Source organism: Paenibacillus sp. J22R67 (assembly GCF_059692175.1).
In genome coordinates, this window is the sequence record NZ_JCAUAX010000008.1 from 1 (window position 1) to 24,990 (window position 24,990).

A 24,990-nucleotide genomic window follows, 5' to 3' on the forward strand; every position below is an offset into this window, starting at 1 on the left:
CCTTAGCGATGAAAAACATCGCTACAGCGGCGGGACCCACGGTATCGGGGGACTCCCTCGGTAGTTAACGATGTTTTTCATCGTTACAGCGCGCAATTGGCCCGTTCAGCACGCGTTAGCGATGAAAAACATCGTTACAGCGGTGGGACCCACGAATTCGGGGGACTCCCACCAAAAAAAGCCAATCCACTCGACACGGTTCACATGTCTTGGATTGGCTTTTCATTATAGCTGATCAACGCCTAAGCGGTTTTTGAAAGTAAGTGACGGAAATAATTCGCGCTCACCACGTTTGGACTCATTTTGTTGAATAGCCAGTAGCTTACCTGTCAATTCAAGGAACCACATTTCGTCTCTCACGGCGAGGGCAACATCGATCAAACTTTTCACTTGTTCTTCTATATCCAGCGAAATTGCCGGTAATTTTTTAACATCTTGGTTACTGACTTCCATGACTTTACCAATCGTCGATTCACGGTCGGATGCAATCACATAAATGCGAGTCAAACCTCCAAGCACATCCATGGATTCTACATACCCATGTAACATTTCATCTTGATTCGTAGTGGCTGTAACCCAATCACTGATTTGATAGTTCATCATCCAGCACCGCCTTTAGCGTTATTTTGTAATCACTAGCTATACTGTAATTATAAATGTTACAGTATCTTTTGTCAATGCGGCTCATGCTGAATGAACATTATCTATTTTGTAGGTCATTGACAGTCACAAAGGTATAGCCTTCCTTCGTCAAAGCATCCAAGATACCTTCTATCGCAAGAAGCTCCGACTTATCGTACATAGCGTGCAGCAAAATGATAGAGCCCGGCTTAACGTGTTGAATGACTTCATTTACTTTGTCAGTTGCTGCGCTGAAATTCGTGTCCGGCTCCAAATTCCACATAATCGTTTGAATATGCTGCTTATGTAAATAATAAGGTAATCCAATCAACTTTTTACCGTTTGGCGGCCGAAAATCAATTTCGCCTTCGTAACCCGTCTCTCGTATTAGCCGGTTTGTTTTTTCAATTTCTTCGTGGATAAAAGACGGCTTTTTGAAAACCATTCGTTGATGTGAAAAAGTATGATTCCCGATCTGATGTCCGGCCTTGGCGATCTGCTGCCCTTCTTCTCTATTTTTCTCAAGCTCGCTTCCTATTAGAAAAAAAGTAGCCTTTGCTTGATATTTACCCAAAAGCGATAAAATTGAAGCGGTTTGTTCCGTCGGTCCATCATCAAACGTTAATGCCACAACTTTTTCATTCGTCTCAACATAACTGGTTAGCCCGCCGAAAACTTGGAAATTCCTAGCATTCATCCATTTGGATAACCCATACAATAGAAGAAAAAGTGTAATTAGTCCTATTCCAATTATGACTATTCTTTTTCTCATTTATTCACCCTACCTTCCTTTTTTTCAAAAAAAACAATTTAAACAAGAAACAAAATTTACAATATTAGCTTCACTATTTATACTAATAAGGTTATTAGATACTCTATTCATTAGCAAGGAGCCTTCCTATGAGTACTTCTACTGTTTTAAATGATGAAGAGTGGTTGAAGCTGCTCGAATATGTGGCTGAAGCCTATACAGACGTAACTCTTTCCAGAGGGTTTACCTATTTTAAACAAGGTCAAGTTGTTTCATTGAGCATTTCTGACGCTCGTTTGGTACAAGCGAAAGTCGATGGGTCTGAGCCTTATCGTGTTTCGCTTAATCTAAATAAGTTCAAAGATGGCAGCTGCACATGCCCGGTGCATGGCGCTTGCAAGCACCAAGCCGCTGTCATGATGGAGCTGGCTGACCGCCTCGGATATCCGGCAACCCAAATTATGAATGCCAAAATGCAGCTCAAACGCGCGGCTTCGCAAGCAGTCTCGGAATCCGCCATCCTGAAATTGCCGTCCCTGTCGGTAAGCGGCTGGCAGCAGTTTCTGGATCAGTACACCGTTTCCATAAAACCGACCTATGATCAAGGCATTTACGCTCAGCAGTTGCGCAGTCATCTAAGTACGCTAACGCAGGTTGCTATTCCTTTTTCGGACCAGGATCGGGCATTTTTTGAACTACATCAAGCGTTATTCCTTCTGAGAAAAATAAAAGGGCAGAACACGCAGGGCGGGACGAGTTTTTTTACGTCTTCAGCGATCTACAAGATTTACGATGATATTCTGACATGGCTGAAAGAGCACGCTTCCCAGTTAGCTCTCTCCGAGTCCAGCGAGCGCCTTGAGACGACATTCGCGTATCTCAGAACACAGATTGCCGAACAACAAGGGCACAGTTATCAAGATTTTGGCGTATACGCAGCACTTTGGAACGAATGGATGACCTCAGGAAACGCTGCGGCTTTATCTTACGCGCCTAAGGAAGTTGACGCCATCGATACAGAGCTATCAGATGACGCTGCCGCCACGCCATCGCTTTCAGCTGCGAAAGCTTACTTATACCTTCTGAAGTCACAATCGAAGAAAGCTTGGGAGGCACTCAAGGATGGTCCAGCCTTCAAAGACACGCCGGCCTATCTTTTCGTTACTTTCTTCGACCACCTTCAGGATACCTCCAACTGGGAGGAACTTGTCGACTGGCTAACCAAAACGGCGGTCTTCTTCAACAATCCGCGAACCCGTGAACTCGATACCTACGCGAAATATTGGCAAAAAGCTGTCACTCAATATCCAGAGGCGGAAGCGCTGATGTGGAAAGCATTTGAGAGTCTCCTGCCGCGGTCTTACTTTCTCATTGAAAATGTTCTCTACGAACAAGGCAAATGGAAGGCTTGGCTCGAAATGCAGATTCTTCAGGGCCACGATCCGCTTTTTCACAGAGTCAGTGTGCTCCAGCCTATTGAAAAGGAAGCGCCTCAGCTGCTTCTACCCTATTACCATCAAGCTGTAAACCATTATGTTGGTTTGAAAAACCGTCATGACTATAAGGCAGCCGTCAGACTTTTGAAAAGACTCGAAAAAGTATACAAAAAAATGAAGCAGCCCGGCCACTGGGATACATTTTTTACCGGTTTCGTTGAACGTCATAGCAGGCTGCGGGCGCTGCAAGAGGAACTTAGGAAAGGAAAGCTGCTCGGATGAACGCAATATTGCATGATTTACAAGTGAGCATGACATTAACAGATAGCGGCGATGCTTTATTCTGGGGATTTCTTGACGACCGCGATGTACCTGGTGAAAAGCTGCGAAATCTAATGTTCGCTTGGCATGAACACTCCTATTACGGCACCGCTTTGGACCTTCAGCAGGCGGGAGACATCTCCGTCGTCGTGCTCCCGGCGGACATGGTGCTTCCCTTCTTCACCAAGCCTGGTCTTATGGACATCCTCCGCTTTGTTGATGGCAATGAAGGCATGAAGGCGATGCGCGAGATCGCACCGCTTCTGTATCAAGAAGCGCAAGATGGCCGCTATGTACCTAGCCTGCATGATTTCCGCACAGGGAAGCTGGGTTGGACCTGGGATGCGGAATCTGACGCGCTGAAATCGTTCGATTGGGCAGCATTTCAAAACCTTGATGCCTTGGGTCAAGGTCTAACCGGGCTGCGCGCAGCGTTCTCTGCCGTTGTCACCGCGGAGAACTACGCAAGCGAAGCGGCGATTTCCGACCTACGCCGGGACTACCCCGCGTTGTTCCAACGGTCCGCTTCCCCAGTTGCTCTGACGGAAGAAGAATGGCTCGCTTCCTTAGGATGGCGTCCTGACACGGCACCGTTCCGCCCTGCGCTGCAGCTGCTCGAGCCAGATGAAGAGGACGACACGTGGCGCCTCCGTCTTGTCCTGCAGGACAAGCAAGATCGCACCTTGCTCGCGCCAATTCGTCTTACTGCGGACGGAACCGCAGCAGGAACTTGGGATAGCACATGGAGTCCTTATGTGCTGGAACGGTCTTCCGGCTGGGCAGCCAGGTTAGCCGAACCTCTACCGAGCGGAAGCAGCGGTGTCGAGCTCTTGTCTAATCCTTTAGACGATGAATCGGCTTGGACATTCTTAACGACAGACAGCCGGCACTTACTAGACGGCGGTTGGAACGTTATGCTCCCTGGCTGGTGGGAGGCTGCCTCCAAGCGCAAGCCGCGGCTGCGCGCAAAGGTATCCGCCGAGGCTGGAGGCAAAGGTCAGTCGCTCTTTGGGCTGAACGCCTTGGTCGACTTCGACTGGCGGATCGCCATTGGGGAAGCGGATCTAAGCGAAGCCGAATTCGCTGCACTGCTTTCGCGCAATGAGCGCCTCATACGCTTCCGCGGCCAGTGGGTCTATCTAGACCCTGCTCTGCTTGAGCAAATTCGCAGACTCATGTCCAGCGTTGACCCGCAAGAAGGTTTATCTTTGCTTGATATTTTCCAACTTCACTTACTTAATGAGTCGGAGAAAGAGAATTCACCTAAGGGCAGTGCCTCGCCTGAAGATGACGCTGAGAATGAAGAACGAATCAAACTGGAAGTTGAATTAAACGCGCACCTGATGAAGCTTGTGCGTCAGCTTGCACAGCCGTCAGAGCTGCAGGAGATCCCTGTTCCTGCAGGCTTGCGCGCTGAACTGCGCAGCTATCAACATGAAGGTTTCACATGGTTAACCTATTTAAGAAATTTCGGGCTTGGCGCCTGCCTTGCCGATGATATGGGACTTGGGAAAACCATTCAATTCATCACTTATTTGCTGCATCACCAAGCAGAATCCGAGCAGCCTGCTCTGCTGATTTGCCCTACCTCTGTACTCGGCAATTGGCAGAAGGAGCTGGTCCGTTTTGCCCCAGAGCTCAGAGTCCTGCTGTATTATGGCAAAGGCCGTTTAAGCGGCGAAGCGCTTTCTGCAGCCTTGAAGGACACCGATATCGTGCTGACTTCTTACACGACTGCTCTTATGGAGCAAGAAACGCTGCAAGAGACAGTATGGAGCTCCCTTTGCCTAGATGAAGCGCAAAATATTAAGAACGCCCAGAACAAACAGTCTGCCGCCGTTCGTTCGCTAAAAGCCAAACATCGAATCGCCTTGACAGGCACACCGATCGAAAATCGGTTGTCTGAGCTGTGGTCGATCTATGACTTCCTGAATCCCGGATACTTGGGGAATCAGCGTGGCTTTCAGCATCGTTTCGCGAATCCGATCGAGAAACACCAAGACGAGGAGCGGACGATACAGCTCCAGAAGCTCGTCAAACCTTTTATGCTGCGCCGGAAAAAGAAAGATCCTGCGATCCAGCTTGATTTGCCGGATAAGCAGGAGATGAAGGTCTACTTGAACTTGACCGCCGAGCAAGGCGCTCTTTATGAGCAAGCGGTCAAAAACCTCATGGAGCGCATGCAAAAGCTCGAAGGCATGGAGCGCAAAGGCGCAATCCTCTCTGCGTTAACCCAGCTTAAGCAGCTTTGCGACCATCCGGTTCTACTGACCAAGGAGGCTCCCCTCTCCGAGGAGAGCTTACTTGACGAAGACAGCCGGGAAGGCTTCATCTCACGCTCAGCCAAACTGGAAAGGCTCGCTGCAATGGTTGGCGAGCTGCGGGATGAAGGCGACTCCTGCCTGATCTTCACGCAGTATGTCAGCATGGGCAAGCTGCTGGTCGATATTTTACGGGCACAGCGGGACGAACCCGTGTTGTACCTGAACGGCAGCACGCCGAAGCAAGAACGCGACAAAATGATTGACAAGTTCCAAGCTGCTGACGGCCCTGGTATTTTTATTCTGTCACTGAAGGCAGGCGGTGTCGGTCTCAATCTGACCGCCGCAAACCACGTGTTCCATTTTGACCGTTGGTGGAATCCAGCTGTAGAAAACCAAGCCACAGACCGTGCTTACCGGATGGGACAGACACGGAACGTGCAAGTGCATAAATTCATCTCCCTGGGCACGCTAGAGGAGAAAATCGATGAGATGCTCGAGAGCAAAATGAGTCTGAGCGAAAATGTTATTTCCACCTCCGAAGCGTGGATTACTGAGCTCTCTAATGAAGAGCTGCATGATTTATTTGCTCTGCGGAAAGATTGGTAAGGGTTACCTGCGAGCACGTTTTATGATAAGATATCGAACGAGAAGAAACAGAAAGGGAGTTACACCGTGTCTCGTATCATTCAAGTTGATGAACGCCCCTCCATAGGCGAAAGCATCCCGCTTAGCTTACAGCATTTATTTGCGATGTTTGGCTCCACCGTGCTTGTCCCCATTCTATTTCATGTCGATCCTGCTACGATATTGTTGATGAATGGGATTGGTACCCTACTCTATATTTTCATCACGAGAGGAAAAATCCCCGCTTTCTTGGGGTCTAGCTTCGCCTTCCTTTCGCCTGTTTTCGTCGTCCTCGGTCAAAAGGGCTATAGTGCGGCACTAGGCGGATTTCTTGTTGTCGGTCTGATCTTTACGATCATCGCTCTGCTAATTCGCTTCGTGGGAACAAGGTGGATTGACGTTGTCTTCCCGCCTGCCGCGATGGGCGCTATTGTGTCTGTCATCGGTCTAGAGTTAGTGCCCACAGCAGCCTCTATGGCTGGCATTATCGCACCTGCCGATGCCAAAGAAGCTTGGGTTCCCGATATGACCGTGATCACGGTGTCTATTTTCACTTTTTTGATAGGTGTGGTAGGCTCTATCGTATTTCGTGGGCTATTGAAAGTCATCCCTATTCTGGTGGCTATCATCCTTGGGTACTTGCTTGCAGCCTTGCTCGGTTTAGTACATATTAAAGAAACCTTAAGCGCGGCTCAGTGGCTTAAGCTGCCGACCTTCTACTCACCAACGTTTGATTGGGCAAGTATCTTAATCATCGCTCCTGCGGCACTTGTTGTCATAGCAGAGCATATTGGCCACTTGATCGTAACCAGCAATATGGTGGGAAAAGATTTGTCCAAAGACCCAGGTCTAAGCAGATCCTTGCTTGGAAACGGGATCTCAACGATGTTGTCTTCCTTGGTTGGTTCCACGCCTAATACAACGTACGGTGAGAACATCGGCGTCATGGCGATTAGCCGCGTCTACTCGGTTTGGGTCATTGGCGGAGCAGCGATCCTGGCGGTTGTTCTCTCTTTTGTTGGGAAAATCTCGGCCTTGATTCAAACAATTCCTACGCCTGTCATGGGAGGCGTTTCCATGCTGTTGTTCGGCATCATCGCCGCTTCCGGTATTCGGATGCTCGTGGAGACGAAGGTTGATTATGCCAAACCCATCAATTTGATTCTGACAACGACGGTTCTTGTTATCGGTCTTAGCGGCGCAACGTTGAAGCTGGGGCATTTTGAACTGAAGGGCATGGCGCTTGCCACGATTGTTGCTATTGTGCTTAGCCTGTTTTTCAAGCTGCTGGATAAGTTAAAACTAACGAACGAGTAAATGATTTGTACACGAGGATCTCATTCCTATGAGTGAAAAAGCTACCCAGTCATCCAATTGGATACGGGTAGCTTTTCAATTATTCTAGTGCAGCGCTTCTATCGAAACTTCACGTTTGCTGCCTTCCCCAGTCGGCTGATGCTGACCGCGTCGCAGGAACAATCCAAGGAAAATACCGCCAATAGCGATAAACAGCATGACGCGGAACGTATAGCCGAACGCTTCAGGGGCTACGGCCAACATCGCTTTTTGCATATCAGCTGGACCTGTAATAACAATGTTCTTCTCCGTAATTAGCGTGGAGACACGCGAGGAAAGTACGGTAACCAGCGTAGCTACTGCAAATGAGTTGATGACCTGCTGCATCGCGCTAGTTAACGACGTCACCCGGCTCACCAAATCTTGCGGTGCTTTCTTGATTAAATGCGAATTGAGCGGCATCATCATCAGTCCCATACCTGATCCAGCCATAATCAAAGGCAGAAGCAGATCAGAGCTCTCCGTCGTTAAATCCACGTGCGAATATTGATAAATCGCCCCGGAGACAAGCGTAAGTCCGACGACAACCAACCACCTGACACCGATTTTATCAAACAGATATCCACCGATCGGCATCATGATGCCAGAAGCAATGGCTTGAGGGAATAACGTCAAGCCCGTATCGAACGCCCCAAAACCACGGGCTTGTTGAAGAAATTGCGGCAGCAGGAAAATGGCCCCGAACAAGCTGAATTGCAGAACCCACTGCACGAAGATACTAAAGGAGAAATCCACAGACTTGAATACGCGCAGCTCTATCAGAGGAATTTTGGCTTTTAGTTCAACAATGATGAAAGCAATCAATGCACCAGCGCCAATGATAATTCCGCCTAACGTTTTTGCGGATGACCAACTCTCCGCCCCTTGTGTAATCCCATAAGACAAAGCAGCAAAAGCGATAGGCCCAAGAATCATCCCCGGCAAATCGAAACCGGCTACTTCTTTACGCGGGGTAGACGGCAGCTTCCATAATCCGAAAATCAGACTGAAAATACCAACTGGCAGATTAATCAGGAAAATCCAATGCCAGGAATGATACTCAACTAACCAACCTGCCAAAATAGGTCCTATAGCTGGGGCAAGCAAAATCGGCACACCGAGCATCCCCATCACTTGACCGATTTTATTCGGAGGACTCAAACGGAACACATACGCCATAGCAACCGGCATAACGAAACCGCCGCCTAAGCCTTGCAGAATTCGGAAAGCAATTAACCATTCCGCACTGTTTGGCGTAGCACAAAGCACAGAAGCAACGGTGAATAGGACAACGGATGTCAAAAATACCTGTTTCGCGCCAAATCGGTCGGATAACCATCCGGAAAGCGGAATCACCGCAGCCGTTGCCAACATGTAACCCGTAACGGTCCACTGAATGGTCGGCAGGTCCGTTTTGAAATCTACGACCAGCTTCGATAGCGCGACATTCATCGCTGTTGAGTCAAGTATGACCATGAAAATGCCCGAAATAATGGCAATAAGCGGCACTAATATGCTTGTAATCTTAAACTCCGGCTCCGCTGCGCCGGGGACTGATGGTTTACTCATCGTTGACTCCTCCTTCGACAATAACACAAGATCGTGTTACAATAATAACGGACATCTGTCCGCAACACCATATTACGGACAATTGTCCGCAATGTCAAATGTATCGTTTATTTTAGAGGAGTCATTTGTTCGGGAGGAGTATGTATGAAGCATACAGATGATCAAGAAAAAGCATTATTTGAATCAGAACTAGAAGAAAATCCGATCTGCGGACGACGTGAGGAACGCGATTCGGAGTATCGCCGACGCATCCTTTCAACGGCAAAAACCCTTTTTCAAACTCATAACATTGAAGACGTAACCATGCATCAAATCGCAAAAGAAGCCGGAGTGGGCCAAGGCACGCTGTATCGCCGTTACTCACATATTGGTGATGTCTGCAGTGATCTGCTGCGTTCAACAACCAATCAATTCCTTACTTCACTTGAGGCCGAAATTGCTGAAAATAAGCCAGATCTAAGCGCGATGAAACAATTGTCCGAGTGCGTGGTTCGAATTATTGATTTTATCGATGAGAAAGCTACCCTGCTCTCGACCATCGTCTCGATGCACACGGACAAGCGCAGCTTCAGTTTGCATAAAAAACCGCTTTTTGTGCGGCTCCATAATCTTATGGCTCCTTTGGTAATCCGCGCAGTGGAGCAAGGAGAAATTCAACCTATCGATGTGACACTAACCGTCAATACGATTCTGGCCTCCCTCATTCCGGATCAATATTTATATCACAGGGAAGTTCTGGGGTATACCAAGGAGCAATTTACTGAGGGTATTTGCCGTTTATTCGTGAAAGGAATATAGGCTATGAAGAACGGAATGAATGCGAGTGAACGCACGTTCTGGAAGAAGTACCTTGCCAAGGCGAAGCTGGATTTATCCTATGCGGCCTATACCAAAGTCCAAAAATCTTGGACAGATGAGAATCCCGCCTGTCCATTTAACCGACTTTATTTTATACGCGAAGGCGAAGGTTATGTCAGGATTGGGGATCAGACTTACTATCCGAAACCAGGCGAGTTATATTTACTTCCAGCCGGAAGTGACCAAGCTTATGGTACGATTAGCGACAACACCTTCGGGAAATACTGGTGCCACTTTTCCGCCAAAATCGGGGATTTGGATTTATTTCAAATTTTGCAAACCTCCCCTTGCTTAAAGGTTAAGAACCCTGAAGAGCAGGCAAAAGCCTTTGAACAGTTGATTGCACATAGCCAGAGCGATAGCATAACCTCAGAATTTCGAGCCTACTCGATTCTGATGACGTTTATTGCCGATTTCATTGAGCAAAATCAATCCGTCAAGCTCAACCTGACCTCCACGCCTACTTTTGAGAAAATGAACAAAGTCCTGCTTTACATGGAACAGCATATTGCTGAAAATGTATCCGTGGATACGCTCTCTCGCCTTGCGCATTACCATCCTAATTATTTTATCAATGCTTTCAAACAATTTACGGGCTATTCGCCTATTCAATACATGAATCATCTTCGTTCAGAAAAAGCCAAAGATTTGCTGATGACGACGGAACTTAACGTCTCCCAAATTGCTGACGCGTTAGGGATGGAACTATCGTATTTCTCCCGTATGTTCAGGGAGCAAACTGGATTTAAACCTACGGCTTTCCGTGATTTGAGACCAAAAACCATTGAAAATAACCAATAGATGGACAAAAGAGGCCATCTCCAAGCCATGGTGATGGCTGAGAGAGAGCCTCTTTCGTAGATCAACGTGTCATCTATGATTTACTGCTGTTTACTGTGGTTCACGGATAAAAAGAGTTCGCCTTCGTTGTTGTAGAGCACCAGCGGTTGTTCAGCAGGAACCGGATCAGCGAATTTTTCGCCCGCTCCGTGCCAATGTAGTTCAACGTTTCCGCGGCATGCGCACGAACATATCTGTTCTCGTCATCCAGCGCGATTTCCAATTGCGGAACAGCTGGCTCTGCTGAAGCGCCTAAGCGGGACAATGATAAGCTGGCCATGAAGCGCACCTGTGCGTTCTGATCCTGAAGGCCGCGGGTTAGGCTAGCAACAACGTCCTCTACAGGTGAGCTCATAAAGCCAAGAGCATCAACAACAGCGCTGCGGATTTTATCCTCCGGATGACCTAGCAACTGTGTTAGAGCCGGAACCGCTTTTGCTGCTAAACCGCTCAATTCTCCCAATGCAAAGACAGCATGCGTTACCGTATTTACATTCTCGTGGTTTAGTGCTGCGATCAACCCATCAACCGCCTCGCTTCCAGCAACCGCCAAACCATACGCGGAGATTCGCGATACATGAACATCATCGCTGCGGAGCCCATCCAGCAAAGCATTCACCCCAGCTTGCCCTCTGCGAGCAAGATCATAAGAGGCATTGATGGCGATCGTCTCTTCACCGCTTAATTTCCCTGCCAGTTCCTGTACTTCCTGCGGATCGGATGAAGCCGTTCCTGCCAAGGAACAGATTTCACCAGATAACCAGTTCCATGTCTCTTCCCACATCAAATCATGCGCAGCAAGCGGCGCAAGCAGGTTCGCAGGCTTCTTCCATTCGCGTTCTTGATTATTCCAGCTTGGCTGCTTAGGCAGCTCAGTGCGCATAAACTCAAACTTCAGCATATAACGCGGCTGTCCAAGAATGTTCGGCGTGGAACGGTGCCAAATATCATAGTGGATCAATGCGAAAGTGCCAGCCTCTCCACTTGCCAAAACTTCAGCTGGATGCTCATTGGCTTCGAATGCCCGTTTTTGGTGATTTTGTGTGCCTGGCATAATGCCTGTCGGCCCCAAATCTACTGGTGTATCCTGCGGGAAATACATAATCATTGCCCAGTTCGGATGATGATTGCGCACGCGGTCATATCCCCAATAACTGTCTTTGTGCCAGCCCCCAGCGGTTGGCAGCGCATTGAAATGCCCATGTCTATGTGCATGCATCATATAATTAGGACCTAACACACTCGTTAATGCCCCAGTAACAACAGGATGGTCGAATACTTTTTGCAGCTCTCGGATACGCGGCAGCAAGTTATTTCCAGGATTACCCTCTTCGGCGTACACCGTGTTTAATTGCTCAAGCAAATTGTCGTGAAACGCATGCGAAAAATCTGTTTTAAGAATCAGACACCCGTTTGTAATAAACTCTCTCATTTGCTCATCCGTTAATAGTAAAGGTTGTTTCTCCTGCATTGTTCCTGCCTCCTTGGCGTGTATTGAATGCTGTAACCTTACCCTTATTATAAAAAAGTTGAATGAGATAATTAATAGACATTCTTAATTAGAGCTAGCACAAAACTAAGATAGAATTATTCCAACAGGTTTCTTACGACTGCATTCCGCCTAATTTCCGTTACGGTAAAGCGTTCTAAAATACACCAAGATCAATTTCTTCTAGTGAAGCAACCATCAAATCATGGGCCAAAAACTCCAAGTTCCGTGTAACTTCATTCGGTACGACAATGCATCGAATTCCCGCTGCCTTAGCGGCCTTCAACCCATTAGGTGAGTCTTCAAAAACGATAGCCTCCGTAGCAGCTACTCCAAGTTTGTCAAGGGTCAATGTATATAACTCAGGGTCAGGCTTCACCCGCTTGACATCATCAGCTGTGTGAATCACATTAAAATAGGCAAAGATGCCTTGCTCCTTCAAGTATTTGTGCACCCAATCACGCGTAGAACTGGACGCTAAACCTATACGCAGACCTCTTAGCTTGGCTGCTTCCAAAAGCTTATGCACACCAGGAAGCAGCTGCGCTTCTCCCAAGTACGCTGCATACTTCTCTTTACACAGTTGTTTAATATGTCCATGATCCAAAGGCTTTTGGATGGAGGTTTCCAGATAAACATAGGGGTTAAACTCATCGAAGGAAGTTCCCACATTTTTGGACCAAAGTTCAAGCGAAAGTTCGAGTCCGTGTTCCTGATAAATGTCTTTAAAAGCATAGTACCAAGGAGTTTCCGTATCCATAATCAAACCGTCAAAATCAAATATGATAGCTTTTAGACCAAATCGGCCATTAGGTTTTGCATCCGTTTCTATTAAGTTCATAAAACCTCCCATGTTACTTTTTGATATTGCTATATTCTCTTTTATGGTCTTAAACACCTTTTCTTTAGCAAGATGAATCTCCTATTGAAAACCACACCAATCTTGCTCTAAAATAAAATCACAATCTCAAATAATCAGCAATAATTCCAATAATCCTATCTGATCTTGTTCAAATACCGTTATTTCTCGCATGACTAGAAAGTGAGGCAGCGCATGACTTACCCCCAAGATTTAAGGGAGAAAACACCTCTCTGGGACAGTAACTATCCGATCCGCTTTTATCGGAACCGATCCCGGATGGCCAAAAAGGATGACACTATTCTATATCTCCATTGGCATGAGCACTTCGAAATTATCGATATGCAGGCTGGCAAAGCACAGTTTCATATCAATAGCCGCCCTTATGAGGCAACCGCCGGCGACCTGCTGTTCGTTCCTGCCGGGGCGCTTCATGTTGGTTATAACGCATCCGATGAAGACGTGGAATTCGTAGCCGTTGTCTTCAACGCTTCCCTCCTGCGTATGCTGCATCCCGATCCTGTCTACGAGCGGTACATGCTGCCTTTCTTAGATGGACGTGCGGAACTACCCGCTAAGCTTAGCGCAAGCGACGAACTTGGTGCTCCTTTTCGGCGGCTTATTCGTGAATCGACCGATGAGTTTGAGCAACAAGCCGCGGCCTACGAGCTTGTCATTAAGCATAACTTTCATCTTGTTTTCGCCTTACTTTCCAGGCAGTTTCTGCCTGAGAAGTTCGTGGATAAACCTGCTCCCCTGCGGCACTCCGAGTCATTCAAGCCGTTAATTCAGCACATTGAGGCTCATCTTGCGGAGCCGCTCTCTGTTGAACAAGCGGCGAGGTTGGTCAACCTCAACCCCTACCATTTTTGCAAAACGTTTAAAAAGCTGACTGGGCGAACTTTCGTGGATTTTGTTAATTGGCTGCGAATTAACGAAGCTGACCGTCTACTGCGTGAAACGGAATGGACGGTCACCGAGATTGCCGAGAGAATCGGCTGCGGGAACGCGAACTATTTTACAAAACTTTATAAAAAATATAAGAGTTATCCCCCTTCAGAAGTCCGGAGGAGACTGTTGTCTACCTAGCTCTGCGGATAGGCCCTAGCTTGTAGTTAAAGCATGGCAGGCATCACGAACGTGTACACCGCAATGAAATGACAAGCGCTGCCGGCAATGACGAATATATGCCAAACGAGATGATGATAGCGTAATTTTCGCCATAGAAAGAATAACAATCCGATACTGTATAGAATCACGCCGGTTACGATCCAAGTGATAGCCACTAGAGGAAGCCTTTCTTGCAGCGGTAAAATCAACGAAGCCATGAAACCAGCCATCAGCAAGTACAGGAGTAATCCCCATGGGATAAATCGCCGAATGATGAACTTGATATAACGCACACCGCCAAATGCAAGCACCCAGATCAGCAGCAGCATGGAGTAGCCTAATGTCCCCTGTAGCGTAATCATGAGGAATGGTGTGTAAGAACCCGCAATAGCGATAAAAATGGCAGCATGATCCAGCATTTCGAAACGCTCTCCCCATTTGCGCGAACGAGAGCAATGCAGGAGTGTGGAGGACAGATAAACCATGCAAAAGGATAAGCCATAAATCGCATTGCTAATCGTATAAGCAAAATCCTCGAACATCGCGGCTCGCTGAAGGAGCAGCATGAGGCCGAAAGCGCTAAGCGCCGCGCCGATTCCATGGCTTAAAGCATTTAAGCGTTCCTCTTTTAAGTGAAGGCTGTTATCCATGCGAAGGGGTCACTCCTTTCTGATTGTTTCCTAGTTTTTCCCTTAGTCGGGACTAGTATGTAATCAGATCGTAGTGACCCCTATTTCCTTGTTGGCTGCGTCCTAGCGCGTTTATTCGCCGCCTGGCTCAGACTGCTTCTTTGACAAATAAAAGGCAAGTTCCTTTCGATGCTTATACCCGATTAGCACAACATTCCCCAGCCACACCCACAAAATGGCTTCCACATAGCCGCTTATATACAAATACACGCCTAAAAGCAGCATACCTACTACCACTTGCAGCCCGTCTGCCGAGGAGGAAATGGGCTTTCCTCTTGTTGACAGCTTCGCTACAGCCAAGCTAACGGCCAAAATGATCGCTAATGCGAGGGAAGCCTCAAACTTCGTCAGCGCACTCCAAACACCGAAAGTAACAGCAATCGCTTTGCCTCCTTTTCCTTTCAGAAAGGGCGAAAACGCATGCCCCACGATTGGTGCGAGCGCAACAGGAATCAGGGCGTAGCCTTGAACACGTGCATTATCCAAATTAAATCCAAAGATCCAAACCAGCACCAGGTACCCTTTTAAAAAGTCGAGAATAATGCCTCCCAGCCCGATCTGATACCCCGCTGCTTTCCACAAATTCAAGGCGCCTGGATTGCCATCTCCAACGTGTTTTAGATTGTGCCTGGCCATGAGTCCAAGCCAATAAGAAAACATCAGAGAACCTGATAAAAAAGCGCAAGCCGTCCATACGAGGGTCATAGCTCCCGCCTGCTTCCTACTTTGACATTTCTTCCTTTCCACGCTACATGGCCCAGAAACACCACTTGATAAACGGAGTACAGCATGACAACAACCATAAATATCGTTGAACAGATATGCAAAATGGGCATGACGAAGCCAAACTTCCCTACATACCTAACGAAGTAGAACAGCTGAAACATATAGATCAAATAACCCATAAACAAAGGAAGCCACCAAGACGTGTTTATAAATAAAAAGAACGTTTCTGAAGCAATAAGTCCGACGACCCATAGAGCAATAAGGGCGATAGTTCCGCCCTTCAGCTTGGATGTGCCAAGGACTGCTCCTTTACCGAAACCCTGGATTCGGCTTTTCATTCCCTGCGCATACATGCGGAAGGAAACAAGACCGTAGCCAATGAAATTCGTTACTTCGATACCGGCTTTGCGAAAGGCTGCCCCAAGATTCAAGTCGTCCAGCATCTCCGCCTTAATGCCTTCGTGGCCTTTAATGGTTTCGTAATCATCTCTTGTTGTTAAAATACAAGATCCGTACAGTCCCTTATTCGGGTTGTCTTTCTCAAAAGGTGACGTGAAAGCAAAAAGCCCTAAGAAATTAAAAATAAGAGCCAACCTTTCACCGAAAGTCACCGTGTAGTGGTAAGGGACGACCGAGATGACACCCCCGGCTTGCTGCCTGGCCATGACTAACATTTCCAATGCGCGAGGTACCAGCCGGATGTCGGCGTCAAGAAAGGCGATCATATCTCCAGTGGCATGCAAATAGCCATTCCACACGGCCCAATTTTTGCCGGTCCAGCCCTCTGGAAGGCTGGGATTAGAGATAACGGTAACGCCATAACTTTCCGCGACCTCCTTGGTGTCATCCTCCGAAAAATCATCTACAACGATAATTTCAAAGGGTTCCAGGGTTTGTATGTTGAGTGCATGGAGCAAATGAGGTAAGTTGCACGCTTCATTTCTAGCCGGAATAATGACGGACAGCTTCACTTTATCTGCGCTTGGCATGTAATCAGGCCGAAGTACATTTTTTCTAAAAAGCATAAACCCGCAGAGACACCCGATTACGCAAATAACCGCAATCAACATCCTAGAACCCCCCTCAATCCTATTCCGCGCAGCCGTTTGCTGAGAAACTCTTGGCTCATCTCTGGCCTTCGAGCTTGTATTGATGTATATGAACTTTGGCGGGATTTTAAGCCAGTGCGACAGGGCATTAGACATAAACAAGGATGGATTCATTAGTCAAGTCGTCCAACCATAAACGAGGGTTCATCCATAAATTGGTGTATAGGAGGTGGTTCCTTTGCCGAGTCATAAAAGACGTGTTAGAAAATCATGCAAAATTTGCAGAACTAAAAAGATGACCTGTAGAAAGAAGAAAACATCTCCAGTTCAGAAACGGCTCGTAACCGATGAAATCTGCGGAAGCATTTCACAAGAAAGCAAATGCGAAAGCGTGCAATACTGGCGAACACTCAACACGGGGCGCATCCTTCCATTTGGAACGAACCGTACGGAATCAGAGTCCGCATTGTACTTAATCAAACGAAATCAATCACATTGGGAGCAGTCGCAAGCCTAGAAATAAGTTCTTCAAGCTCAGCAGAGCTTAAAAGTGTAGGCCAATTCTCCATCAGCATCAAGTGGAAGACACGTAGATGTGACCATTCGCAACTCAGTTGGAGCTTCTATTGATACTTTTACGGTGCCAACAGGCTGCACGTTTACTATGCCACTTCATGCGAACTTTTGGACGATTGTGTTATAATAATCCATATCAACTTATTTGGAGGCATTTTGGCATGAAAATATACGTCATTCTTTCTTTCGACGGCGAAGAAATGGAAAATGTTTATGTAGGCACAGACGAGGAGAAAGCGCTATCGTTCACGCCAGCTGATTTCGATAACAGCGAAGCTCTATTTGTGGAAATTTGGGAAGATGGCGAGAAAACGGACGACTTCCGATTAGAACAATAATGGAACCTTATCTTATAGATACATAGAAAGGCGGCACCGAACATGGTACTTGCATTCACCATTCAGCCCGAAACCTACACAACCTTCGAGGATGAAACCGAACAACTGGAGCAGTGTAAAGAATGGGGCTTGCTCTCTGAGAAAGCAGCCAAAACGAAAGCTTTTTACTATAAAAACAACGGCATGAACTTGCCTTGCGACATCGTCGGCTTGGTGGATAAAATGACAGCTGTCATTGAATTCGACAACAAACAGCTGCACTGCATACATCCCTCCTATCTGAAGGAGATGCAGGCGGCCAATTACAGCCAAAGACTAACGGCAACGACAGATGAGACCGCTGGAGCTGAGGCTGCAGAGCCTGAAATCGAAGTGGCCGTTGCTGCTGTGGAGTCCATCGCAGACGACTCCGCTCCTGCCGAGCAAGAGGCTGAAGAAGCGAAAGCTCCGAAAACCAAGCAGCCGAAAGAAAAAGCAGCAAAAAAAGAGAAGGCGCCTAAGCTGGAGCTGCCTGAAGATAAAGTGAAAATGATTGCTACGGTCCAGGAATTCACAACCGTCCCTAACAATTTCTCTGATAATGATGATGAAGTCATTATTTATGAAGCTGTTTCCATCACGGACCCTGCGATGGAGATTGGCACAGCGTGGTCCAGTCACAGCAACACGCTCAAAAAACTAGAGCTCGAAGTCGGAGATACCGTCACCTTTGAGTGCAAAATCGTAGCCAAGAAGCTCAGCAAGCATCCTGTACCTTACAAAATTAACAACCCTGCCAAAATGCAAAAAGTAACGGCGGAATAACATCAGCATCTGACTAATGGAACTAGCGGCCTGTAGTTCCCCGAAACGCTTAGTCATTTAATTTCTTACAAAAAAGCTTAATCCATCAGCCTTAGCAAGCTGGGATTAAGCTCTTTTAACGCTGCCGCGGCAGCAGAGGGACGTGCTTCAGATGACGTATATTCAGAATCTTAGCTTCAGCGAGAGTCCGCTCTACTTTGCCTATCGCCGCCAGACGATCGGCAACGAACAGTTCCATGGCACCTTTCATGCTCATCAAGGTGTTGAGATTTTGTTTGTACACGAAGGGCAGGGCACGCTGATTGTGGATCAGCAAAGTTATGAAGTTACCGCTGGGATGCTCTGCGTTTTCCAGCCCTATCAGCTGCATCATATCCAAGTGAGTCCCGATACGCCTTTCATCCGCTCTATTGTGCACTATGAGCCCTATCTCTATGAAACTTATTTTGAGAGATGGCCGAAGCTGCTTACATTTTTCAAACAAATGCACACTAGCAAGCTGCCTGCGCCGTGCCTTTACAATATCGGCGAACCGGAATCGCTGCTTTCCATTTTCCCAAGCCTAGAAGAGAAAATACCGATGTTGGCGAAGAAAGACGAGCTGGAGGAATTCTCCTTATTCCTGGTTGCCTTCTTCCGTGCCTTACGGCAAATATGGGAGCGAAGTGATGTGCAGTTCGACTCCGGCCATACCCGTCATAAGCATCAGGCTGAGCGCATTCTTGGCTGGCTTGAAGGGCATTACACAGAGCCGCTTCGACTTGAGCACATGGCCAGCGAGCTTCACCTGTCTCCCTACCATCTCTCTCACCTATTCAAAGAGTGTACAGGCAGCAGCATTTCCGACTATGTGACAGCACGTAGAATGCAGCAAGCTGTCATGCTGCTAACCTCAACCGAGCAGTCGATTGCACAAATCGCTGAAAACATCGGCATTACGAACAGTTCCTATTTCTGCAAAATGTTTAAAAGCCGAATGGGCAGCACACCGCATCAATTCCGCCTGCAATGGCAGAAGCAGCGCTGACTTAATTAAGCTGCATCCTTATTTGTAGCTGCTTCCCGTTGTAATGGAAGTCGTTGCAAAATTTTCGATCGACTTATTTTTTTCATAGAAATGAATGGCATTCGCTTGAACACCTTCACGGGTATAAAAAGCATCCTCGGGACCGATCGGGAATTTCACCAATTGTCCAGTGCTTGCCGATTTATAGATAGCCGTGATTAATTCAAGCGTTTGTCTGCCGCTAATTCCATCGATCAGGAGAGGTGCACCTGTCTCAATGGACGTAAGCACATTATCGATCTGGCCTGCATGGCCTTCATGCACAACTTCCGGCAGAGCTTCATAGAAAGCTTGCAGCTGTGATTCCAGTTCTGCATTCGGCTCAGGGAAACCGTTCGCTTTGGAGTTCGATGCTTTCACCTTCCAAGGTGTTGAGACACGCGCTTTAGCGCCTTGGAAAATCAACTGCTGCTCTTCCCCGTGATGAACGACAGAGCTGGTCAATTGACCAAGCGATCCGTTCGCGTAGCGCAGCATGCCGATCGATAGATCTTCCACTTCGGCATTATCATGGGCAACATTGCTCATGAATGCCTGCACTTCACTCGGGCTGCCCATCATCCACAGCAACGCATCAATATGATGCACGGCGTGGTTCAGCGTCGGGCCACCGCCTTCTTTTTCCCATGTGCCGCGCCACCATAGATCATAATACGAATGACCGCGCCACCAAAACGAATCTACCTGCACATGCAGGATATTCCCCATGAGTCCGCTTTCGAGGACAGACTTCATTTTCATCATCGGCGTTTTGAACCGATTTTGAGCTACAACGGACAACAGCCTGCCTGTGCGCTTCGACGCTTCATTCATTGCATCGCATTCTTCAAGCGAAGACGCCATCGGCTTTTCCACCATTACATGCGTGTTAGCCTCCATAAATTCAACAGCCAATGAAGCATGGGTATACGGTGGTGTACAGATGGAAACGAGGTCAATTTCCCCTGTGAGCAGTTCTTTATAATCTTTGACGGCTTTGGCCTTCAGCCCATAATGGTCAATTCGCTCCTGCGCCTTGTCCACATAGATATCACTAATCGCCACAATTTGGCAGCGCTCCGGGAATTTCAAATAGGCTTCGATATGTGCGGTCGATATGGCCCCTGCACCAATAATAGCTACTTTGAGCATGATTATTTCCTCCTTCAGCTTATTGGTTCAAGCTTACCAATATTCCCTTTCCAAATGTACACACATCTTGTGCAAAAATACGACTATTTTGCGGTTTGGGTGGCCCTCTAACGCAGACCGCTCTGATATTCCTTCGGCGTCATGCCCACCGTCTTTTTAAACAGTTTGGTGAAGTAGACTGGATCGGCATAGCCGACAAGAGAGCCCACTTCATACATTTTCACATCCGGATAATCCTCCAAAATATGCTTAGCCTTCATGATGCGGAGATCCGTGACATAATCAGTGATCGTTTTGTTCGTTTCTTTTTTGAACAGTTTACATAGATAGCTGGCGTTTAACCCGACCTTCGTAGACAAATCATTGAGGTCAACCGATTGATTCAGATCTGCTTCCAGCATCCGAATCACATCCCCGATGATCTGCTTTTTATGTCCCTTTGCGTCCTCCTGGCTAGGCTTTTCAGCATCTTCTTCAGGGATCGCAAGGCCCCAGGAGGTCTGAATCCGCTTCAGGGTTTGAAACAATTCTTTTTTATTCACCGGCTTTGATAAATATTCGACAACACCATAACGAATCGCTTGCCGGGCATATTCAAATTCATTAAACCCACTAAGCAAAATAATATGGACATCCGGGAAAGCTCCCCGCGCTTTTTCGATCAGCTTCATGCCGTCCATCATGGGCATTTTGATATCGGTAAGAAGGACCTTACAGTCGCCTTCCTCCCAGGAACTCATTTTATCCATCGCTTGAATCCCGTTTGCGCAGAGTCCTGTCATATGAACAGCGAGCTCCATCGATTGAATCATCGCCTGCAGGCCTAGACGAATTCGCTGCTCATCATCAACGATCACAACTTTCATCATCATGTTAAGCGCTCTCCTTTCTTGCTTCTAATAAAGGCAGCACAATCGTAACCGTTGTTCCAGCATCCTCTCTACTACTTAAGCGAAGTCCATACTGGGAACCATATTGCAGCACAATGCGCTCGTTCACATTGGCAATGCCGATATTGGTTCTTTTCTCCTCCATCTTCCCTTGAAGGGCACTGCGTATCACCTCCAGCTGGTCCTCATTCATCCCGCAACCGTTGTCAGTCACTCTGAAATAAACCATCTGCCCCTCTTCTTGCGAGGAAATCGTAATATGGCAATCATCTTCCTTCGTCTCGAAGCCGTGCAGAATTGCATTTTCCACAATCGGTTGGAACAGCAGCTTAATCACCGGATAGCCCATATGTTCCTCACAAATGTCCAGGTGTATCTGAATATCCTTTGAAAACCGGAAGTTTTGTAAAGCAATGTACTTTTCCAAATGATCCAATTCCTTGCCAATCGTCACTTTCTCGGTTCCCCGCAAAATACCGTAGCGCAGCAACTCACCTAGATTATATGTCATTTCTGATATCTCATAATCACGCTTCACTTCTGCTGTCATCCGTATGACCTCGAGTGTATTATAAATAAAATGCGGATTGATTTGATGCTGCAGCGAGCGGAGCTCTGCCTCACGTTTCCGGTTTTGCGTCTGATAGACCTCTTCCACTAACTCATGAATTCTTCTTATCATATTATTAAAATGCTTCGCCAGTATGCCGAACTCGTCCGAGTACTTGACTTGTATCTGCACATCCAGATTATCCTTGTTCACCTGTTTCATCGTTCGCATTAAATCACGCAGAGGGCGTGTTAAAGCGACAGCGATTAAGGAGGAAGCGATTAGAGCTACTGTAATGGATAACAAGACGAGCACCATCGTAAAATCACGTGTAACTCTTGTTTCCTGCGTCAACTGATTGACCGGAATCAACACAATCTGCTTCCAGCCCGTTACTTCCGAAGTCGTATAGGAGGTCAAATAGGTAACGCCCTCCAGGTTCATTTTAAAACTGCCCTGCGCACCGACGGCTTTCTGCACGAGATCATTCTGCGCAACATTCGTTGAAATCAACTTTTGATCACTGTCGTAAATCACGGTATTTTGATCGTCAATGACCATGGTGCGCCCTTTGGTGATACTGTCGAGCTCACGCACCGCATCTCCAATCACTTGAATCCTGGAGTCGAAAATAATCATGCCGATCCCTTCAAGCGAGTTCGTATTCTTCAATTCTCTGGCAATGGAAAAATAGTATTTATCCGCGCGTCCTGTCGTTATTTTTTGCGTGGAAATGACGATAGATGAGCCTTGCGCGTTTCTTACTCGCTGTCTGAGATCAACAGCTTGCTGCCGAATATCGGCCCTGATCGTATCATTTTTCGTGCTATCGTACATATTGCCGTAGTTGTCAAAAATGTAGACAGATTCCGTATCATTTTTGAGCGAATTTAAGCCTTTGACGAAATTTTGCAGCCGGTTCGTTTCCTCAAGTGTTTTAGTTGGATTAGCGAGCGACTCTTGGATATCTTGCATGTATATTTGGCTGCCCGTCACTCGCTTAATATCCGAGACATACTGATCGACACGCTCCAGAATTTTCTGAGAAATCTGATTCACATAGACTGCTGTATTATTTTCTATCGATTTAGAATAACTGGAGTAAGAGATCATACTAATCGTCACAATAGGTACGGTTATCAGGATGACGAACACGGTAATAAGCTTCTGCGTCAAAGATAATCTGATCATCCAGTGCCATATATCTTTCAGCAAATCTGGTTCCCCCTAGCCCTGTTTAGTCTTAGATAGCTTCATCGCGTGAAATGAAAGCCCTTTCTTAACCAACAACAGAAAAACCCACGACTCCGTTTTAGAGTCTTGGGTTACTATTCCACCTGCACAGTCCCGTATCCTGCTTTCCCTTTATTTCACGGAACCGTTCGTAATACCGGAAAAAATATAGCGCTGTAAAAACAGGTAAAGAAGCACTGTCGGAAGCAAAATAATGAGAATCGCCGCACAGATTAGCTGCCATTCCGCACTGTTTGTCCCCGTAAACTTCATTAGAGTTGTGGAAACGACCCCCAGTTTCTGAGAAGGCATGTACAGGTAGGGCGTATACATATCATTATAAATTGAAATGGATTTAAGAATGATAACCGTTGAAATGGCCGGCGTCAGCAGCGGAACGATAATCCTATAGAAGATGCCGTAAAGGGATAGGCCTTCCATCATGGCATTTTCGTCCAATTCATACGGAATGTTGCGAATAAACTGCAGCAGAATGTAAATCTGAACAACATCAGCTCCAATGTAAAGCAGTACGGGCGCAAAATGCGTATTAAACAGCCCAAGCCATTTGATAATCGAGAAAATAGCAACCTGCGTCGTGATTGCCGGGATGATAGCTGCCCCCGTGTATAAGCCGAGGATCAACCCGCGTCCAGGAAAAGTAAACCGGCCGAGCACATACGCGACCATTGTTCCCATAACGATGTTGCCGATGAGAGAAAGCGCAATAATGATTACGGTGTTGAGAAAAGCCTGCCCCAAATTGCCCCTTTCAAATACAAGGCGGAAATTCTCAAACTCGAGGAACGAATTCGGCAGCGAAAAAGCGCTGGACATCCCGTATTCCTTGCTGCCCTTGAATGCGTTAATAAACAAAATGTATAGTGGAAAAATAATAATAATACTTGCCGCACCCAGGAGAACGTACTTCACGGTTACCGTTAGCGGTCTAGGTTGCATAGATTTAGTCCTCCTTTCCTCCTACGATTCTGCGCTGCGCGGATACGACGACAATGACTACGATCATGAGCAGAACGCTCATCGCTGAGGCGAGACCAAAGTTATTATATTGAAACGCTGTCTCCACTGTTTGCTGAACGTACGTTTTGCTGGCGGATAAAGGACCGCCTTTGGTCAGAACGAAGGGCAAATCAAACACTTCCAAGGCCCCGATCACCGTCAGAAACAGATTAAGCTCGATAATTTTCCGCATACCAGGTAATGTGATGTAACGCAAAACTTGTAATCTGCGAGCACCATCCATTTTTGCCGCCTCAAATATATCCTCCGGAAGCGACTGCAGCGCCCCCAAATACACCACCATGTTGAAACCCATAAACTTCCATGCCGATATGGAAGCCAGTGATACGTTCACAAGCCCAGGCTTGCCTAACCAACTAACAGGTTCAAAACCAAACATGCCAAGGAAATAATTCAGAGACCCCATATTGGTGTCAAAAACGTAACCAAACATGAAAGCGACAGCTACACCATTCATAATGTAGGGCAGAAATAAGACAGTCCGAAACATATTGCGGCCCTTTAGCTTACTGTTCAGCAGTACAGCAAAGAAAAAGGCGATCACATTTTGCAAAATGCCGCCAACAAAGTAGGCGATGTTATGAAGAAAGACATAAAAGACCTCATGATTCTCCATGATTTCCATGTAATTTCTCAGGCCCACCCATGCCTTCAATGGGCTCACGCCATCCCACGAAGTAAAACTTAAATAGATCAGCCGGAGAGCGGGATAATAAGTGAACGTCATTAGGAGCAGCAAAGGAGCGAAGAGGAACATTACAATCAAGCCGATTTTCTGTCGTTGGTAGGTCATTTCCATACCTCATTGCCATTTAATTTG

The 24,990-nt window shown here is 47.0% G+C and carries 23 protein-coding genes; 10 read left to right on the forward strand and 13 right to left on the reverse strand.

Translation table 11 applies throughout. The features are described from left to right. Positions 1-225: 225 nt before the first annotated feature. Both AC58VC_RS25965 and AC58VC_RS25970 read right to left on the reverse strand, forming a co-directional pair. Positions 226-603, reverse strand: coding sequence for a hypothetical protein (locus AC58VC_RS25965; protein ID WP_497372795.1), 378 nt, complete (start codon positions 601-603; stop codon positions 226-228). A 97-nt stretch (positions 604-700) separates the two neighbouring features. Further along, complete coding sequence (locus tag AC58VC_RS25970) at positions 701-1,393, reverse strand: polysaccharide deacetylase family protein (protein WP_497372797.1); 693 nt, start codon at positions 1,391-1,393, stop codon at positions 701-703. A 128-nt stretch (positions 1,394-1,521) separates the two neighbouring features. Here AC58VC_RS25970 and AC58VC_RS25975 point away from each other — a divergent pair, with 128 nt between their 5' ends. The 3 genes from AC58VC_RS25975 (at position 1,522) to uraA (ending at position 7,334) form a co-directional block, all read left to right on the forward strand. Then, positions 1,522-3,090: an SWIM zinc finger family protein gene (locus AC58VC_RS25975; protein WP_497372799.1), complete on the forward strand. Its 1,569-nt coding sequence runs from the start codon at positions 1,522-1,524 to the stop codon at positions 3,088-3,090. Continuing rightward, positions 3,087-5,999 (forward strand): DEAD/DEAH box helicase, encoded by a 2,913-nt coding sequence (locus tag AC58VC_RS25980; protein WP_497372801.1) that lies wholly within the window; start codon positions 3,087-3,089, stop codon positions 5,997-5,999. Before AC58VC_RS25975 ends, AC58VC_RS25980 begins: the two co-directional genes overlap by 4 nt. Positions 6,000-6,065: 66 nt before the next feature. After that, positions 6,066-7,334, forward strand: coding sequence for a uracil permease (uraA, locus tag AC58VC_RS25985; RefSeq protein ID WP_497372803.1), 1,269 nt, complete (start codon positions 6,066-6,068; stop codon positions 7,332-7,334). Positions 7,335-7,418: 84 nt separating this feature from the next. On the opposite strand, the gene AC58VC_RS25990 is transcribed toward uraA, so the two are convergent. Further along, positions 7,419-8,921 carry a DHA2 family efflux MFS transporter permease subunit gene (locus AC58VC_RS25990; protein WP_497372805.1) on the reverse strand — a complete coding sequence of 501 codons (1,503 nt, stop codon included), beginning with the start codon at positions 8,919-8,921 and terminating at the stop codon, positions 7,419-7,421. A 144-nt stretch (positions 8,922-9,065) separates the two neighbouring features. Here AC58VC_RS25990 and AC58VC_RS25995 point away from each other — a divergent pair, with 144 nt between their 5' ends. Both AC58VC_RS25995 and AC58VC_RS26000 read left to right on the forward strand, forming a co-directional pair. Continuing rightward, complete coding sequence (locus AC58VC_RS25995; RefSeq protein ID WP_497372807.1) at positions 9,066-9,719, forward strand: TetR/AcrR family transcriptional regulator; 654 nt, start codon at positions 9,066-9,068, stop codon at positions 9,717-9,719. Between the two features lie 3 nt (positions 9,720-9,722). Then, entirely contained in the window at positions 9,723-10,580 is an 858-nt protein-coding gene (locus AC58VC_RS26000) for an AraC family transcriptional regulator (RefSeq protein ID WP_497372809.1), read from the forward strand. 100 nt (positions 10,581-10,680) lie between these two features. On the opposite strand, the gene AC58VC_RS26005 is transcribed toward AC58VC_RS26000, so the two are convergent. Together AC58VC_RS26005 and AC58VC_RS26010 are read right to left on the reverse strand one after the other, a co-directional pair. Beyond that, on the reverse strand, positions 10,681-12,090 hold the full coding sequence (locus AC58VC_RS26005; protein WP_497372811.1) for a HEAT repeat domain-containing protein: 1,410 nt from the start codon (positions 12,088-12,090) through the stop codon (positions 10,681-10,683). 175 nt (positions 12,091-12,265) lie between these two features. Further along, complete coding sequence (locus AC58VC_RS26010; protein ID WP_497372813.1) at positions 12,266-12,949, reverse strand: HAD family hydrolase; 684 nt, start codon at positions 12,947-12,949, stop codon at positions 12,266-12,268. Between the two features lie 213 nt (positions 12,950-13,162). Here AC58VC_RS26010 and AC58VC_RS26015 point away from each other — a divergent pair, with 213 nt between their 5' ends. After that, positions 13,163-14,056: a helix-turn-helix transcriptional regulator gene (locus AC58VC_RS26015; RefSeq protein ID WP_497372815.1), complete on the forward strand. Its 894-nt coding sequence runs from the start codon at positions 13,163-13,165 to the stop codon at positions 14,054-14,056. A gap of 26 nt (positions 14,057-14,082) precedes the next feature. Here the strand turns inward: AC58VC_RS26015 and trhA are convergent, their stop codons facing one another. The 3 genes from trhA to AC58VC_RS26030 form a co-directional block, all read right to left on the reverse strand. Next, on the reverse strand, positions 14,083-14,727 hold the full coding sequence (gene trhA / locus AC58VC_RS26020; RefSeq protein ID WP_497372817.1) for a PAQR family membrane homeostasis protein TrhA: 645 nt from the start codon (positions 14,725-14,727) through the stop codon (positions 14,083-14,085). Positions 14,728-14,838: 111 nt separating this feature from the next. Then, on the reverse strand, positions 14,839-15,471 hold the full coding sequence (locus AC58VC_RS26025; protein ID WP_497372819.1) for a glycerol-3-phosphate acyltransferase: 633 nt from the start codon (positions 15,469-15,471) through the stop codon (positions 14,839-14,841). Further along, positions 15,468-16,562: a glycosyltransferase family 2 protein gene (locus AC58VC_RS26030; protein WP_497372821.1), complete on the reverse strand. Its 1,095-nt coding sequence runs from the start codon at positions 16,560-16,562 to the stop codon at positions 15,468-15,470. The genes AC58VC_RS26025 and AC58VC_RS26030 overlap by 4 nt, the downstream gene beginning before the upstream one ends. Before the next feature lie 274 nt (positions 16,563-16,836). Between AC58VC_RS26030 and AC58VC_RS26035 the strand changes: the two genes are divergently transcribed. From AC58VC_RS26035 to AC58VC_RS26050, 4 genes are all read left to right on the forward strand, one after another. Continuing rightward, positions 16,837-17,058 (forward strand): hypothetical protein, encoded by a 222-nt coding sequence (locus AC58VC_RS26035; RefSeq protein WP_497372822.1) that lies wholly within the window; start codon positions 16,837-16,839, stop codon positions 17,056-17,058. A 220-nt stretch (positions 17,059-17,278) separates the two neighbouring features. Then, the gene (locus AC58VC_RS26040) at positions 17,279-17,455 is read left to right on the forward strand and encodes a hypothetical protein (RefSeq protein ID WP_164819425.1); all 177 of its coding nucleotides are present in this window, start codon (positions 17,279-17,281) and stop codon (positions 17,453-17,455) included. Positions 17,456-17,497: 42 nt separating this feature from the next. Beyond that, positions 17,498-18,259, forward strand: coding sequence for a hypothetical protein (locus AC58VC_RS26045; protein WP_497372824.1), 762 nt, complete (start codon positions 17,498-17,500; stop codon positions 18,257-18,259). 151 nt (positions 18,260-18,410) lie between these two features. Beyond that, a complete protein-coding gene (locus AC58VC_RS26050; RefSeq protein WP_497372826.1) occupies positions 18,411-19,286 on the forward strand; it encodes a helix-turn-helix transcriptional regulator in 876 nt (291 codons plus the stop codon). Between the two features lie 18 nt (positions 19,287-19,304). Here AC58VC_RS26050 and AC58VC_RS26055 read toward each other — a convergent pair whose 3' ends face one another. The 5 genes from AC58VC_RS26055 to AC58VC_RS26075 all read right to left on the reverse strand — a co-directional run bounded on the left by AC58VC_RS26055 (position 19,305) and on the right by AC58VC_RS26075 (position 24,963). After that, positions 19,305-20,456, reverse strand: coding sequence for a Gfo/Idh/MocA family protein (locus AC58VC_RS26055; protein WP_497372828.1), 1,152 nt, complete (start codon positions 20,454-20,456; stop codon positions 19,305-19,307). A 107-nt stretch (positions 20,457-20,563) separates the two neighbouring features. Continuing rightward, positions 20,564-21,328 (reverse strand): response regulator transcription factor, encoded by a 765-nt coding sequence (locus tag AC58VC_RS26060; RefSeq protein ID WP_497372830.1) that lies wholly within the window; start codon positions 21,326-21,328, stop codon positions 20,564-20,566. A gap of 1 nt (position 21,329) precedes the next feature. After that, entirely contained in the window at positions 21,330-23,111 is a 1,782-nt protein-coding gene (locus AC58VC_RS26065) for a sensor histidine kinase (RefSeq protein WP_497372832.1), read from the reverse strand. Between the two features lie 150 nt (positions 23,112-23,261). Beyond that, a complete protein-coding gene (locus AC58VC_RS26070; RefSeq protein WP_497372834.1) occupies positions 23,262-24,089 on the reverse strand; it encodes a carbohydrate ABC transporter permease in 828 nt (275 codons plus the stop codon). A 4-nt stretch (positions 24,090-24,093) separates the two neighbouring features. Beyond that, positions 24,094-24,963, reverse strand: coding sequence for a carbohydrate ABC transporter permease (locus AC58VC_RS26075; RefSeq protein ID WP_497372836.1), 870 nt, complete (start codon positions 24,961-24,963; stop codon positions 24,094-24,096). Positions 24,964-24,990 lie beyond the last annotated feature (27 nt).